Source organism: Blastococcus mobilis (assembly GCF_900188025.1).
In the GTDB taxonomy this organism is placed as follows: domain Bacteria; phylum Actinomycetota; class Actinomycetes; order Mycobacteriales; family Geodermatophilaceae; genus Blastococcus_B; species Blastococcus_B mobilis.
Window position 1 is genome coordinate 1 of the sequence record NZ_FZNO01000006.1, and the last position, 15,059, is coordinate 15,059.

General features: G+C 74.0%; 12 protein-coding genes. 5 read left to right on the forward strand and 7 right to left on the reverse strand.

Translation table 11 applies throughout. The features are described from left to right. Nucleotides 1–41: 41 nt before the first annotated feature. Entirely contained in the window at nt 42–332 is a 291-nt protein-coding gene (locus CHB94_RS06760; RefSeq protein WP_254920451.1) for an ATP-binding cassette domain-containing protein, read from the reverse strand. 199 nt (nt 333–531) lie between these two features. On the opposite strand from CHB94_RS06760, the gene CHB94_RS06765 reads away from it, so the two are divergent. Next, complete coding sequence (locus CHB94_RS06765) at nt 532–1,338, forward strand: TrmH family RNA methyltransferase (RefSeq protein ID WP_254920452.1); 807 nt, start codon at nt 532–534, stop codon at nt 1,336–1,338. Between the two features lie 88 nt (nt 1,339–1,426). Here CHB94_RS06765 and CHB94_RS06770 read toward each other — a convergent pair whose 3' ends face one another. Together CHB94_RS06770 and sepH are read right to left on the reverse strand one after the other, a co-directional pair. Further along, the gene (locus CHB94_RS06770) at nt 1,427–1,900 is read right to left on the reverse strand and encodes a YflT domain-containing protein (protein WP_089335834.1); all 474 of its coding nucleotides are present in this window, start codon (nt 1,898–1,900) and stop codon (nt 1,427–1,429) included. A gap of 103 nt (nt 1,901–2,003) precedes the next feature. Beyond that, nucleotides 2,004–2,945: a septation protein SepH gene (gene sepH, locus CHB94_RS06775; RefSeq protein ID WP_089335835.1), complete on the reverse strand. Its 942-nt coding sequence runs from the start codon at nt 2,943–2,945 to the stop codon at nt 2,004–2,006. A gap of 250 nt (nt 2,946–3,195) precedes the next feature. Here sepH and CHB94_RS06780 point away from each other — a divergent pair, with 250 nt between their 5' ends. Together CHB94_RS06780 and CHB94_RS06785 are read left to right on the forward strand one after the other, a co-directional pair. Then, entirely contained in the window at nt 3,196–5,094 is a 1,899-nt protein-coding gene (locus CHB94_RS06780; protein ID WP_089335836.1) for a S9 family peptidase, read from the forward strand. Next, a complete protein-coding gene (locus CHB94_RS06785; RefSeq protein WP_089335837.1) occupies nt 5,091–6,578 on the forward strand; it encodes a circularly permuted type 2 ATP-grasp protein in 1,488 nt (495 codons plus the stop codon). Before CHB94_RS06780 ends, CHB94_RS06785 begins: the two co-directional genes overlap by 4 nt. Before the next feature lie 21 nt (nt 6,579–6,599). Here CHB94_RS06785 and CHB94_RS06790 read toward each other — a convergent pair whose 3' ends face one another. The 3 genes from CHB94_RS06790 to CHB94_RS06800 all read right to left on the reverse strand — a co-directional run bounded on the left by CHB94_RS06790 (nt 6,600) and on the right by CHB94_RS06800 (nt 11,839). Continuing rightward, nucleotides 6,600–9,332: an ATP-binding protein gene (locus CHB94_RS06790; RefSeq protein ID WP_254920453.1), complete on the reverse strand. Its 2,733-nt coding sequence runs from the start codon at nt 9,330–9,332 to the stop codon at nt 6,600–6,602. Nucleotides 9,333–9,510: 178 nt separating this feature from the next. Beyond that, nucleotides 9,511–10,626: a phosphoserine transaminase gene (serC, locus tag CHB94_RS06795; RefSeq protein WP_089335838.1), complete on the reverse strand. Its 1,116-nt coding sequence runs from the start codon at nt 10,624–10,626 to the stop codon at nt 9,511–9,513. Between the two features lie 82 nt (nt 10,627–10,708). Then, nucleotides 10,709–11,839, reverse strand: coding sequence for a citrate synthase 2 (locus CHB94_RS06800; RefSeq protein ID WP_089335839.1), 1,131 nt, complete (start codon nt 11,837–11,839; stop codon nt 10,709–10,711). A gap of 294 nt (nt 11,840–12,133) precedes the next feature. Between CHB94_RS06800 and pdxH the strand changes: the two genes are divergently transcribed. Continuing rightward, nucleotides 12,134–12,781: a pyridoxamine 5'-phosphate oxidase gene (gene pdxH, locus CHB94_RS06805; protein ID WP_217899198.1), complete on the forward strand. Its 648-nt coding sequence runs from the start codon at nt 12,134–12,136 to the stop codon at nt 12,779–12,781. A gap of 103 nt (nt 12,782–12,884) precedes the next feature. After that, nucleotides 12,885–14,225, forward strand: coding sequence for an MFS transporter (locus CHB94_RS06810; RefSeq protein WP_254920454.1), 1,341 nt, complete (start codon nt 12,885–12,887; stop codon nt 14,223–14,225). A gap of 105 nt (nt 14,226–14,330) precedes the next feature. Here CHB94_RS06810 and CHB94_RS06815 read toward each other — a convergent pair whose 3' ends face one another. Next, entirely contained in the window at nt 14,331–15,017 is a 687-nt protein-coding gene (locus CHB94_RS06815; RefSeq protein ID WP_089335842.1) for a UdgX family uracil-DNA binding protein, read from the reverse strand. Between the last annotated feature and the right edge of the window lie 42 nt (nt 15,018–15,059).

Below are 15,059 nucleotides of genomic sequence, written 5' to 3' on the forward strand. Positions count from 1 at the left end.
TCGTCTGGATCAGATGACAAGAGCCGTGTGACGGGAGACTGTCACGCACGGTTCTGTGGGAGCCCGGGGGTGCAATTCCCCCGGGCTACCCGACTGACGTAGCCGACCCGGCTGCGCAGGGCGGGAGAGCCGGCCCGTTCCCCGAGTACGGTCACCTCGCCGGACCGGACCTGCTGGACGCCGACCAGGGCCCGCATCAGGGTGGTCTTCCCGCTGCCGCTGGGGCCGAGCAGGCCGGTCACCTGCCCCGCGGGGACGGCGAAGCTCAGACCGGGCAGCACACGACGGCGTCCGCGGTCGACGACGAGATCGGTGACGGTGACGGCATCCATGGCCGGCCTCCGAGAACTCAACGGCTGATGAACTCAACGCCTGATGAATTCAACGCTAGATGAATTCCTCGGCGCTCGTCAACGGAGTCGAAGGTCCTCGCCCCACGCGGTGCCGCGGTGTGGCAGGCGGTACCGCGCTACCGGGCGGTCCCCGCCACCGCAGCGCGGTACGCGCCCGGGCGGCTGGAAGGATCGGAGCGTGTCAGCGCCCGTTGTGATCACCGATCCGCAGGACCCGCGGGTAGCCGACTTCCGCGACCTGAAAGCCGGTGACCGCCCGGCCGGAACGCCGCGTGGTTCGGGCCCGGTGATCGTCGAGGGTGTGCCCGCCGTCGAGCGGCTGCTCGCCTCCCCCTACCGGGTGCGCGCGGTCTTCGGGGTCCCGGGGCGAGTGGCGGCCCTCGACCTGCCCGACGGGATCTCGGCGTTCGAGGCCGACAAGTGGGTGCTGTCGGAGGTCATCGGGTTCCGGCTCACGCGCGGGGTGCTCGCCTCGGCCGACCGCCGCCCACCGGCGGACCTCGGCGAGCTGCTCGCCGGCCCCGACCTCGCGGCGCCGCGCCGGCTCGCCGTCCTCGAGGCGCTCAACGACGCCGAGAACCTGGGCTCGATCGCGAGGTCGGCGGTCGCCCTCGGCGTCGACGGGCTGCTGCTGGACCCGAGGTGCGCCGACCCGCTCTACCGGCGCTCGGTGCGGGTCTCGATGGGCCACGTGCTCGGGTTGCCGTTCGCCGTGCTGCCGGAGTGGCCGGCCGGTCTCGACCGGCTGCACGAGGCCGGCTACACGACGGTGGCGCTGACTCCTGCCGCGGACGCCGTCGACCTCGACGACCTGGACCCGGTCCGGCACCCGCGGACGGCGGTGCTGCTCGGGGCGGAGGGCCCCGGACTCACGCCGGAGGCGCAGGCGGCGGCCACCGTGCGAGCGCGGATCCGGATGCGCCCGGGGGTGGACTCCCTGGGGGTCGCGGCCGCGGCGGCGATCGCCTTCGCCACTCTTCGGTAGAAAGAGGACCCCGTCCTCCCCACCCTTCGCACGCTCAGGGCGGGACCCGGGACGGGGCCGCGGTGGGTCTCCTTGCAGCGGGGCCGTTTCAGTTTCGGAGGGAGAAGCGCGCCAGGTGGGCGCGGGCCTCCTCGGCGCGCGCCGGGTTGCACATGACGTCGTAGCGACCGGCGACGATCTTGTTCGTGCTGGTGAAGTCACGCCGTCCCTGCGTGGCGGCGTAGCCGATCGCGCCGAAGATGGCCCCGAAGACGACGCCGGCCAGCAGACCGCTGAGCACCGAGCCGATCCACAGGCTGCCGTCGGTGGAGAAGATCCCGAGCAGCAGCCCCACGAACAGACCCCACCAGGCGCCACCCGCGGCGCCCGCCGCGACGGCGCGGCCCACGGTCAGCCGGCCGGTCACCGTCTCCACCATCCTCAGGTCGGAGCCGATGATCGTGACGTTCTCGACCGGGAACTTCTGGTCCGACAGGAAGTCGACCGCGGCCTGGGCCTGCTCGTAACTGTCGTAGGAGCCGACCTGGACCCCGCCCATGGGCATGGACACCGACGCTGACATGCTCGCTCCTGATCCTCGAGGACGAGGGGGATCTACCCGGTCGGGTAGGGGGGACACGTCGGCCCGCCCCGGAGCATCGGCGTGGTGGGCCGAGACCGGTGGGTCAGCGGTGGCGGCGGACCCCGAAGACGATGTCCTCCCAGGCCGGGATGCGGGCCCGCGGGTCTTCGTCGTCCTCGCTGCCGCTGCGGCCCAGGACGACGGTGTCGTGCTCGGCGATCTCGTCCAGGAGGGCGTCGTAGGAGCGCTCGTCGGCCGGTGAGCCGCTGGCCGGGTGGACGTCCCGGACCTGCTCGTCGTCCGTGGGCGCCGGGGAGTCGCGGACCTCCTGCGCGAGCAGCTCGTGGGTCAGGTCGTCGTCGGCCCGCTCGGGGGTCTCGGTCCGGACGACGCTGACCGTGCGCGGGCGGTGCGCGGTCACCGGAACGCCGGCGGGGACGTCGGGGACGACGCGCACCAGTCGCGTGCCCTCGGCGAAGTCCATCGTCGCCGCGTCGAACGGCGTGACGGTCCGCGAGGGAAGGTCGAAGGTCCAGCGGGTCAGGCCGGACTTCGCGCCGGCCCGCCAGGCGCCGGTGACCTGCCAGGTGCCGTCGTCGGTGCGGTGGGCGTCCCAGGCCACGGCCTCGATGTCGGAGTCGATCAGCCGCAGGCGGTCGGTCACGAACTGCTGCAGGGCCCCGCCGGGGGAGCCCTCGCTGAGCCGCACGCGCGCATCACGGGCCTGCTCGGCGATGCGGGCCCGCTCCTGGATCACCGGGTGGGCGAACCGCATGATCCGCTCGACACGGGTGCCGGACGCGGCGGCCACCTGCTCGGGGGTCTCCCCGGCACGGATGCGGGCCTGGATGACCCGCGGGGGCAGCTCGACCCCGGCGTCGACGTCGATCTGGGTGAGTCGGCGGGCATCCCCGCGGGCCGCGGCACGCACCCGGTCGTCCACGGGGAGCTCGAACCGCTCGCCCTCGGTGCCGTCGCTGCCTTCGGCGGCCAGGATGAAGCTCTTCCCGTCGTCGGAGAGCGCCACGAGGCGCAGCGTGCGCATGGGCGGACCTCCTGACAGCGTGACCGGGCCATCGGAGAGACGGACCGGAGCCCGAGGCTATCCGCGCACCGGGGACGGCGCCCGTAGGCGGCGCGGCGTGGCGCGTCCGGAGCCGTTCGGGTCGTCCCCCCGGCCGGGGGGTGCGGAAGAGGCCGCCGTCCGCCGATACGAGCGATGTCACGTGTTCGCAACATGCGGTGTGCACAGTGGCCGCGTGGCGTGAATCCAGAGCGAGAAGGAGCAGGTGTCCATGGTCAGTCCCCTGACCGACCGGAGGGATGTCACGCCCGTCGGCATGCCGGCCACCCCCGCCACCACGGCGCCGGACCTCCTGCCCCCCGAGGTCCACCGCGCCATCACCGAGATCGCCGCGGCGTCGAGTGCCTGGTGTCCGGCGCTGTCGCCGGACGGAGACCTCGTCGCCTACGTCTGCGACCGCTCCGGGCTCCCGCGGCTGGAGGTGGTCGGCCTCCACGGGGAGCGGCTGCCGGCGGTGGTCTCGGGACCGAGCGAGGAGGTCGTCTCCGTCGCCTGGTCGCCGGACGGCGCCTGGCTGGCCTATCTGGTCAGCCCCGGTGGCTCCATCTGCGCCGAACTGCACGTGGTCCGTCCCGACGGGAGCGATCACCGGGTGGTCGCGGGTGAGGACCCGCGCGCCACCGTCTTCGCCGGAGGCTGGACGGGACCCGGCCACTACGCCTGCTCGATCGCGCCCGGCGACGGTCCCGACGCGGACGTCGTCCTGATCGACGTCGTCACCGGGGATCACCGGACACTGGCCCGCGGCGGCTTCCTGTCGGTCACCTCCGTGTCGGCCGACGGGCGCCTGGTGCTGGCCCGCCGTGGTCCCCGCGCCTACCGCCACATCGTGGTGATCGACGTCGCCACGGGGGCGCAGCGCCGGCTGATCAGGCTGGACGCGCCGGGCGGCATCGCCTCGGAGGACGGGCGGTTCGCGCCCGACGGCCGGTCGATGTTCGTGCGGGCGTCCCTGCCCGGGGAACCGTTCACCGACCGGGCCGGCCTCGTGCAGGTCCGGCTGTCCGAGGACGGCGTCCCGGGGGAGGGGCGGATCGTCCTCTCCCGCCCGGACGCCGACCTCGACGGCTATGCCCTGCGAACCGACGGCACCGTCCTCGCCGTCTGGAGCCGGGACGGAGTGACCCAGCTGCAGGTGCACGCGCTGTCCGACGGCGCCCTCCTACGGGAGATCCCGCTGCCCGAGCCGGTGATGCCGGGGTGGTCGCTGTCGGCCGACGGGGCCACGATGATCGCCGAGCTCACCGGCCCCCGGGCCCCGCGCGGGCTGTTCCGGATCCCCCTCGACGACGGCACGCCGACGCCCCTGCCGTCGGCACCCCGTCGTCCCGGTCCCGGGACGCTCGTGACGCCGGTCCGGTACGACTACGCCGCCGCGGACGGTCTGCCGCTCTCCGGCTGGCTCTACACCCCGCGCGGCGCGCGGGGGCCGAACCGGACGGTCGTGAGCTTCCACGGCGGCCCCGAGGGCCAGGAGCGACCGGACTGGTCGCCGGTCGCCCAGGCGCTGGTCGCCGCCGGCTTCACCGTGTTCGCGCCCAACGTGCGCGGTTCCGGCGGCTTCGGCCGGGCCTTCCTGACCGCCGACGACGGCCCCGCTCGGGAGGCATCCTTCGAGGACGTCCGCTCGACGGTCGACCAGCTCGTGATGGCCGGGATCGCCGAACCCGGCCGCATCGGCGCGCACGGCTGGTCCTACGGCGGCTACCTCGCGCTGGTGGCGCTGACCCGCTGGCCGGACCTGTTCGCCGCCGGGGTCACCGGCGCCGGGATGAGCGATCTGCGCACGTTCTTCGCCGGCACCGAGCCGTGGATGGCGTCGGCGTCGGTCACGGAGTACGGCGACCCGGTCGCCGACCGGGACATGCTCGCGGCGATCTCCCCGATGACGGCCCTGGAACGGCTGACCTCGCCGGTGCTGTTCGTGCACGGGGACCGGGACACCAACGTCCCGGCTGCCGAGTCGGTGCAGGCGCACCAGGCGCTGCAGGCCATGGGGGTGCCCAGCGACCTGCTGCTGCTCCCCGGTGAGGGCCACACGATCGTGGGACGCGACCACCTGGTGGAACTCGGCGAGCGGGTCGCCGCCTGGTTCGCTTGCTGGCTGTGAGCAGCGAGTCCAGGAACGCCGACCCTCTCGCCGGCTACCCCGCATCGCTCGCCGACGAGGCGGTCGGCCCGGACGGCCGGCTGCAGGAGTGCTACGCCCTCCTCCGGCCGGCGCTGAGCCGGCTGGGGACCGCAGGGCTGACCGCCGCGGCCGCCGCGCTGGCCGCGGACCGGGCGGCCCGAGGGATCGCGGTGGCGGCGTGGGCGGACGGCCGGCAGATCGTCCGGCCGTTCCCCCTCGACCCGGTTCCGCGGACCGTCGCCGTGGGGGAGTGGACAAGGATCGCGGCCGGGGTGGAGCAGCGTCACCGGGCGCTCAACGCCTTCCTCGCCGACGCCTACCGCGCGGCGGGACGGCGGCGCGGCGACGTCGACCGGGCGCCCGAGGTCGTGCGGGCCGGCGTCCTGCCGGAGTGGGCGGTCACCCACAGCCCGGGCCGGGACCCCGACGCCGTCGGGCAGGCGTGGCCGGGGCAGCCGCGCGCCATCGTCGCCGGAGCGGACGTGCTGCGCACGAGCTCGGGGAAGTGGGTGGTGACCGCGGACCATCTGAGGGTGCCGGCCGGCCTCGGGTACGCGCTGGCCGCGCGGGACACCGTCGGGGCAGCTGTTCCGGGACTGGGCCCCGCCGCCGTGGGCGTCGCGGACCCGTACGCGGCCGTGCCGCTGCTGCGCAGCGGGCTGACGACCGCCGCGCCGCCGGCGTGCACGGGGCCGCCGCAGATCGCCGTCCTCACGGCCGGCGCGAGCGACGACGCCTGGTTCGAGCACCGCCTGCTCGCGGACGCGCTCGACGTTCCGCTGGTGCGGGCGGAAGACCTCTGGCCACGGGTGGACGGCGGTGTGGAGGCCGCGGTCGACGGTGACCGGACGCCGGTCGACATCCTCTACCGGCGCTTCGACGACGGGCTGCTGGCTGCGTTCCGCACCCCGATGGGGCAGTCGCTGGATGCGCTGCTCACCCAGGCCGTCCGGGCCGGCCGGCTCGGGCTGGCCAACGTCCCGGGCAACGAGCTGGCCGACGCCGCGGCCACCTACGCCTGGGTGCCGGCCCTGATCCGCTTCTACCTCGGGGAGGAGCCGCTGCTGGGCACGGTGCCCACCTGGGTGCTGGCGGACGAGACCCAGTGGGCGCAGGTGCGCGACCGGCTGCACGAGCTCGTCGTCATCCCGGTCGCCGGGTACGGCGGGCGGGGGGCGGTCGTGGGGCCGTCCTGCTCGGCCGCGGAGCTCGCCTTCCTCCAGGCCGAGGTCTCGGCGGCGCCCTACCGGTTCATCGCCCGGGAACCCGTCGTGCCGACGACTGTGCCGACCCTCGTGGAGAACCGCCTGCAGCCGCGGCACGTCGACCTGCGCGTGCTGTCGGTGGCAGCTCCCGGCGGCGGGGCGACGGCGCTGCCGGCTCCGCTGACCCGGGTGGCGGACGAGCCGGAGCCCACCAGCTGGTGGGCGGGCAGCAGCAAGGACACCTGGATCGTCGGCTAGCCGCTCCGCTGCGCCGGGCGGTCAGCCGGCGGACGTCGCCGATCGGCGGCCGGTCCGCGGGCTCGTGATGATCACGGTCGTGCCCTCGGCGCTGGGCGTGGCGGTGATCTCGCCGGTGACGCTCATCAGCGTGGAGCCGCGGCCGCGGTCCATGCTCGGGATGCGCTCGCGCCACTGCCCGTAGTCCCGCACCGAGATGCAGACCTGGTGTTCGTCGATGGACGCGGTGACGTCGAAGTAGGGCTGGGTGGGGTCCTGAGCGTGCTCGAACGCGTTGGTGGCCGCCTCGCACGCGGCCAGCAGCACGTCGTAGGTGTGCTCCTCGTCGAGGCCGGCCGCCTCGAGCCAGGCGCGCAGCCGTCGTCGCAACGCCGGGATCGAGGAGGCCGTCGACGGCAGCCGCCACTTCGTGGTCGGCCCGGGGCGACTGCGCTGGGGCACGCGCGGTTCCGGCGGCCGGGGGCGAGTTCCGGGAGCCGCCGGGACGGGAACGCCCGCCGGTGCCGCGGCCGGGGACCCCTCGACGACGGGATGACCGACCGCGCGAGCGGCAGCGGGCGAGGCCCCGTTCGCCGGGGCCGCCGAGCGGCCCGTCGCGCGCTCCAGCGCCACCCGGACGCGGGCGATCAGCTCGTCGGCCCCGAAGGGCTTGGCCAGGTAGTCGTCGGCACCGGCCTCGAGGCCCTCGACGGACGCCTCCTGACCGGCCCGCGCGGTCAGCATGATCACCGGGATGTGCCGGGTCTCGGCCCGGCCGCGCAGCCGGCGCAGGAGCTCGAACCCGTCGGTCCGCGGCATCATCACGTCGGTCAGGACGACGTCGGGCGCGCGCTCGGCGACCGCCTCCAGGGCCTCGCCGCCGTTCGCCGTTGTCCGGACGGTCCAGTGCCGTCCGAGCAGCCGCGTCAGGTAGGCGCGCATGTCGGCGTTGTCGTCCACGACGAGGACCTCGGCGTTCCGCGCCCCGGGAGCGGGCTCCGCGGGCCGTGAGGTGTCCTCCTCCCAGATGGCGGCCTCACCCCGAGCGGCCTCCGACGGGGCGATCGCACCGCGCTCGCCCGCTACGTCCGCCGCGCCGAAGGGCAGCGCCACGGTGAAGGTGCTTCCCGTGCCCGGCTCGCTCGCCACCGAGACGGTCCCGCCGTGCAGCCCGGCCAGCTCGTGCACCAGGGCCAGGCCGATGCCGGTGCCCTCCCGCGTGCGGGCGGTGGCACCCGGAACGCGGTGGAAGCGCTGGAACAGCCGCGGCAGTTCCTCGGGGACGATCCCGACGCCGGTGTCGGTCACGGTGAGCACGAAACGCTCCCCGTCGGCGCGCAGCGCCACGTCGATGCCGCCGACGAACGTGTACTTCACCGCGTTGGCGAGCAGGTTGACGACCACCTTCTCCCACATCTGCGGGTCCACGTAGGCCGGCCGCCCCAGCGGCGGGCAGTCGACGGTCAGCCGCAGTCCCGCGCGCTCGGCCGCCGCCCGGAAGATGCCGGCGAGGTCTGCGGTGAACGTGGCGATGTCGGTCTCCACCCGCACGGGTTGGGACCGGCCCGCCTCGATGCTGGCGAAGTCGAGCAGGTCGTTGACCAGCCGCTGGAGGCGCTGCCCGTTGCGGAGGGCCAGGCTGAGCTGTTCGTGGACACCGTCGGGCAGCGGCGCGGCCGGATCGTCGAGCACGTCGCGGATCGGGCCGAGCAGCAGTGTCAGGGGGGTCCGCAGCTCGTGGCTGACGTCGGAGAAGAACGTCGTCTTCGCGCGGTCCAGCTCGGCGAGTGACTCGGCCCGCCGCCGCTCGGCCTCGAAGGCGCGGGCCGTGGCCACCGCACCGGCGAACTGCGCACCCATGAGCTCGTGGAAGGCACGGTGCTCCTCGTCGAGCGCCAGGTTCGGGCTCTTGCCCACCACGAGCACGCCGAGGGGCCCCCCATCCCGGCCGATGCCCAGCGGGAGGACGACCGCCTCGGTGACGGGGTCGTCCCACGGGCCGCCGGTCACGCCCAGCCGGTCGATCCCGGCGAGAACCTCTGCAGCGCCGGTACCGGTGACCTCCGGCAGCAGACCGAGGTCGCACCCGACAGCGGCGACCCGGCGCAGCTGCGCGTCCTCACCCGCGAGGTAGACGGCCGCGAAGGGCACGTCGAGCCGGTCGTCGTCCAGCGCCCGGCACATCGAGGCGACGGTCTCCGCCTCGTCGCTGACACGGCCACCTGCGGCGGCGAGCTCGTGCAGCAGACGCTGCCGTCGGGCGCCGATGATCTGCCCGGTGACCTCGTGACAGACGGCGTTCATGCCGGCCACGGTGCCGTCGTCGCCGAAGGCGGGGGCGTGGGTGACGGTGAAGTAGGTCTCCTCGCGGTAGCCGGCGCGCTCGAGCAGCAGCTGCAGCGCCGGGAACCACGACGACTCGAGCGTGGTCATCGCATGCGCGATGGGCGGCCCGAGGGCGTCCCAGGCCGCGGAGAGGGTCGTACGGATGTCCTCGCCGATCGCGGGGTGCTGCGCGCCGATCATGGGGGCGTAGCCGTCGTTGTAGAACTGGGTGAACTCCGGGCCCCAGGTCAGCACCATGGGGAACCGCGACACGAGCACGGTGCGAACGGCGTAGCGCAGGCTGGCCGGCCACGACTCCACCGGCCCGATCGGGCTGCTCGACCAGTCGTACGCGGCCATCAGCCGGCCGGCCTCGCCGCCCGCCGCGAAGATCCCGCCGTCGCCGGCGTCCGGGCGTTCGGCGGGTCCGGAGGAGGCAGAGGAGACCACGCTCACCTCCAGCGGAGACACCGGGCAGAACTGCGGGTCCCGACGACGTGTCCGGTCGGCAGCCGATCCAGCCCCGACGCCCCGCCCCGGCAACCTACCCCGCCGTTCCTGGGAGCCGCTGGCCCCGTCCCGGGTCCCGCCCTGAGCTCGCGAAGGGTGGGGAGGACGGGGTCCTTCCTCACAACCGCTCGACCACGTGGTCGATGCAGGCGGTCAGCGCGCTGACGTCGTCGGGGTCGACGGCGGGGAACATGCCCACGCGCAACTGGTTGCGGCCCAGCTTGCGGTAGGGCTCGGTGTCCACGACGCCGTTCTCCCGCAGGACCGAGGCGATCCGCGCGGCGTCCACCGACTCGTCGAAGTCGATCGTGCCGACGACGAGGGAGCGCTGGTCGGGGTCGGACACGAACGGCGTGGCGAACGAGGACTTCTCGGCCCAGCGGTAGAGCCGGTCGGAGGACTCGGTCGTCCGGGCGACCGCGCCGGACAGCCCGCCCAGCGACAGCAGCCACTGGATCTGGTCGGCCAGGAGGAAGAGGGTCGCGACGGCCGGGGTGTTGTAGGTCTGGTCCTTCGTGGAGTTGTCGACGGCGATCGACAGGTCCAGGAACCCGGGGATCCAGCGGCCCGACGCCTTGATCTCGGCCACCCGGGCGAGCGCGTCGCCGGACATGAGGGCCACCCACAGCCCGCCGTCGGCGGCAAAGGCCTTCTGCGGGGCGAAGTAGTAGACGTCGGTCTGCCCGATGTCCACCGGGAGGCCGCCGGCGCCGCTGGTCGCGTCGATGAGCACCAGCGCGTCGTCGTCACCGCCGGAGGGGCGGACGACCGGGGCCATGACGCCGGTGGAGGTCTCGTTGTGCGCCCAGGCGTACGCGTCGATCCCCGGCTGGCCCTTCGGCAGGGCCAGCGAGCCGGGCTCACCCTTGGCGATCACGGGCTCGTCCAGGAACGGCGCCTCGGCCACGCCGGAGGCGAACTTGGCGGAGAACTCGCCGTAGGTGCCGTGCGCGCTGCGCGAGCGGATGAGGCCGATCAGCGCGGCATCCCAGAAGGCCGTCGTCCCCCCGTTGCCCAGCACCACCTCGTAGCCGTCGGGCAGGTCGAACAGCTGGGCCAGACCCTCGCGGATCTGCCGCACCAGGCCCTTGACCGGTGCCTGGCGGTGCGAGGTGCCCATGATCGCGGCTCCGTCACCGGCCAGGGCCTGCAGCGCCTCGGGGCGGACCTTGGACGGCCCGCAGCCGAACCGGCCGTCGGCGGGCAGGAGCTCTGCGGGGATGGTGATGCTCATCCGGGCGTGCCTCTCAATGAGTAAGGACCCCGTCCTCCCCGCCCTTCGCACGCTCAGGGCGGGACCCGCGACGGGGCCGGGTTCAGGCCGGCGCGACCTGGGTCGTGGTCTTGGTGGTGATGGTGTCGAACCCCTCGACCTCTTCCGGCCTGCGCGGCTCCGGCCCGATGTAGCGGGCCGACGGGCGCACGAGCCGGCCGGTGTTCTTCTGCTCGAGGATGTGCGCGCACCAGCCGGCGGTGCGGGCGCAGGTGAACATCGAGGTGAACATGTGGCTGGGCACCTCGGCGAAGTCCAGCACGATCGCCGCCCAGAACTCCACGTTGGTCTCGATCGGCCGGTCGGGGCGGCGCTCGCGCAGCTCCTTGAGGGCGGCGTTCTCCAGGGCCAGCGCGGCCTCGAACCGCGGGGCACCGAGCTCCTCGGCGGCCCGGCGGAGCACGCGGGCGCGCGGGTCCTCGGCGCGGTAGACGCGGTGGCCGAAGCCCATCAGCCGGTCACCGCGGTCGAGCAGGTCCTTGACGTACTTCTCGGCGTTCCCGCTCTGCTCGACGCCGTCGAGCATGTGCAGCACGCGGGAGGGGGCGCCGCCGTGCAGCGGACCCGACATGGCCCCGATCGCACCGGACAGCGAGGCCGCGACGTCGGCGCCGGTGGAGGCGATGACGCGTGCGGTGAAGGTGGAGGCGTTCATGCCGTGCTCGGCGGCCGACGTCCAGTAGGCGTCGACGGCGGCGACGTGGCGGGGGTCGGGCTCGCCGCGCCAGCGGACCATGAAGCGCTCGACGATCGTGGCGGCCTCGTCGATCCGCCGCTGCGGAATGGCGGGGATGCCGATGCCGCGGGCGGACTGCGCCACGTAGGACAGCGCCATGACGGCGGCCCGCGCGAGCTCCTCGCGGGCCTCCTCGGCGTCGATGTCCAGGAGAGGGCGGTAGCCCCAGATCGGGGTCAGCATCGCGAGGGCGGCCTGGACGTCGACGCGCACGTCACCGGTGTGCACCGGGATGGGGAACGGCTCGGCCGGGGGCAGTCCGGGGCCGAACTTGCCGTCGACCAGGAGGGCCCAGACATTGCCGAAGGTGACCTTGCCGACCAGGTCCTCGATGTCGACACCGCGATAGCGGAGAGCACCGCCGTCCTTGTCGGGTTCAGCGATCTCGGTCTCGAAGGCGATGACGCCTTCCAGGCCGGGTACGAAGTCGTCGGCCATCTCGCATGCTCCTCTGCGCGCGGACCCGTGCGCGCCGGGGACATGGCACGCACGATTGCCCTGCGACCCTAGGCGGTGCGAACACGCACGCAGACATGGGGGGCGCAGGGAGCCGCCGTCCGCTTCGTGCGGCGGTCCACCCGCTCGTCGGCCGGCGGGGTCGGGCGATACCCGCGCCGATGCGCACGAGGGCCGTCGCCGCGGGCCGGCAGATCGCGCGCATGCGCGGGAGAGCGGTTCCGTGGCGGGGAGCCTGTGCGAGCCGGCGTCCCCGTCCGGTGTCAGCATGACGGCGTGCCAGACCTCTCCCGCATGCGCAGGGACTACACCTCCGGCCGGCTCACCGAGGAGGACCTCGCACCCACCTGGGTGGAGCAGTTCGACCGCTGGTTCGCCGACGTCGTCGCCGCGGAGCTCCCCGAGCCCAACGCCGTCGTCGTCGCCACGGCCGACGCCGACGGGGCGCCCGACGCCCGCATCGTCCTCATGAAGGGCTACGACGAGGCCGGCTTCATCTTCGGCACCAGCTACGCCTCGGCGAAGGGTGCCCAGCTCGCGGCCAACCCCCGGGCGGCGCTGGTCTTCCCCTGGCACGCGATCCAGCGCCAAGTGCGGGTGACCGGCTCCGTGGAGCGGATCGGGGACGCGGCCTCCGACGGGCTGTGGGACCCCCGGCCGCGGGGCGCCCAGCTGGCGGCCGTGGCGTCGGTGCAGTCGACCGTCGTCGACTCGCGCGAGGAGCTGACCGACCGGCTGCGGCTGCTCGACGAGCAGACCCCCGACGGCCCGGTGCCGCGGCCGGCGGTCTGGGGCGGGTACCGGGTCGTCCCCGAGCGCGTGGAGTTCTGGCAGGGCGGCAAGGACCGGCTGCACGACCGGCTGCGCTTCGTGCGTGATGACGCGGAAGGTGGCGGCTGGATCGTGCAGCGCCTGGCCCCGTGACCGACCACGCCGTCCTGCCGGCTCTGCCGGGCGAGAGTCACTCGGTGGCACCGTGACCTCGCCGGTCGATCCTGTGGAGGGGGGCCGGGCGGTCGAGGAACCCGTGCCGGTCGACCGTCGCCGCGGCTGGGCGATCGACACGACGCCGCTGCGCAACCCGCACTACCGCCGGCTGTTCTGGGGCGTGGCCGCCACGATGCTGGGCCAGCAGATGACGCTGGTCGCCGTCCCATTCCAGGTCTACGCGCTGACCGGCTCGTCGCTGCTCGTCGGCGTCACCTCGATCGTGGCGCTGGTTCCCCTGATCGTCTTCGGCCTGCTGGGCGGGGCCATCGCCGATGCCATGGACCGGCGGAAGCTGATGCTCATCACCTCGGCCGGGGCGGCGGTGACCAGCGCGCTGCTGGCTCTCCAGGCGCTGCTGCCCGGCGGCGGCAACCTGGCCCTCCTGTGGGTCCTGACGGCATTCGTCTCCGGTTTCGCGGCGGTCAACCAGCCCACCCGCAGTGCGGTGATCCCTGCGATCGTCGGCCCGGCCGGGGTGCCGGCCGCCAACGCGCTGGCGATGACGGTGCGGCAGGCCGGAGTGATCGTCGGGCCGCTGCTCGCCGGCGTCCTCATCGGGATGGGGGAGCTGTTCCTCGCCTACGCCGTCGACGCGCTGGGCTTCCTGGTCGCCGCGCTGCTGCTGCGCGGGCTGCCGCCGCTGCCGCCGGCCGGCGTCACCGGCCCGCTGCGGCTGGGCGCCGCCGTCCGCGGGGTGGGAGAGGGCTTCGCGTTCCTGCGCACCCAGCCGGTGCTGCTGATGACGTTCGTCGTCGACGTCATCGCGATGATGTTCGCCTGGCCGCAGGCGGTCTTCCCCGAGCTCTCCGAGACGCGGTACGCGGAGTCGCCCAACAGCCTCGGGTGGCTGTTCGCCGGCATTTCGATCGGCGCACTGGTCATGGGACTGACGTCGGGATGGGTCTCGCGGGTCGACCGGCAGGGCGCGGTGGTGCTCGCCGCGATCGCCGTCTGGGGGGTGGCGATCATCGGGTTCGGGGTGGCGCCGACCCTGTGGCTCGCTGTTCTGTGCCTGGCGGTGGCCGGCGCGGGCGACATGGTCAGCGCGGTGCTGCGCTCGTCGATGCTGCAGCTGGCGGCCCCCGACGACATGCGCGGGCGGATGCAGGGCGTGTTCATCGTCGTGGTCGCGGGTGGCCCCCGGTTGGGGGACCTGCGCGCCGGGGCGATCGCCAGCACCGCGTCGGTGAGCGTGGCGATGGTGTCCGGCGGGGTGGTCGTCGTGGTGGCGATGGCGGTCGTGGCTCTGCTCGTGCCCTCGTTCTGGCTGTTCCGCGCCTCCCGGTCGGCAGCGGGGAGCGTCACCGCGGGGGAGGCCCGGCCGGGCTCGCCCGCCCCCGAGAGTGGCGAGGACCGGCCGGGCTCCGTGACAGCCTGACATATCTTCGGTACGTAGCGGTACCGGTATGCGACCTGTGCACGTGTGAGCGTGTGGCCCCGCTGCGGGGATCTCCCGCGAGCTCGCGAGCGGGTGGGGGCTCTTTCACGCCAGGGCGCGGGCGACCACCCTCAGGTCGGTGACCAGTGCGTCGTAGGCGGTGGTGCGGGCCTCGTCCGGTGTCCGCAGGATGGCCGACGGGTGGGTCGTCGCGAGCATCCACGTCTGCGCCGGCGCACCCTCGTCCGGTTCGTCGTCGTCCGCCTCGTCGCCCACCACGGCGGCCGGGCCCGGCGGCGTCCACGGGATGAGCTGCCCGCGGTCCTTCGTGATCCGGAAGGAAGGCGAGATCAGCGCCTTGGCCGCCGTCGCCCCGAGGCAGACCACGACCTCCGGCTGGAGGACGGCGAACTCCGATTCCAGCCAAGGGCGGCATGCACGCAGGTGCTCGGGGCCGGGCGTCTGGTGGATCCGCCGTTTGCCCTTCGGGGTGAACCGGAAGTGCTTGACGGCGTTGGTGATGTAGGCGTCGCGGCGGTCGATCCCCGCGTCGTCCAGGGCCTTGTCGAGCAGCCGCCCCGCCGGTCCGACGAACGGCTCGCCCTTCCGGTCCTCCTGGTCTCCGGGCTGCTCCCCGACGAACACGATCCGGGCGGTCTCCGGGCCCTCCCCGAACACTGTCTGCGTCGCCGGCTCCCACAGCTCGCACGCCCGGCAGCCGGCGGCCGCCGACCGCAGTCCGTCGAGCCCCACGCCGGTGGGTGGCTGGGCCAGCCCGTTGCGATCGCTCATGTGTCGATGACACCGCAGTGGTGGCCCGGCCGCGAGACGAGC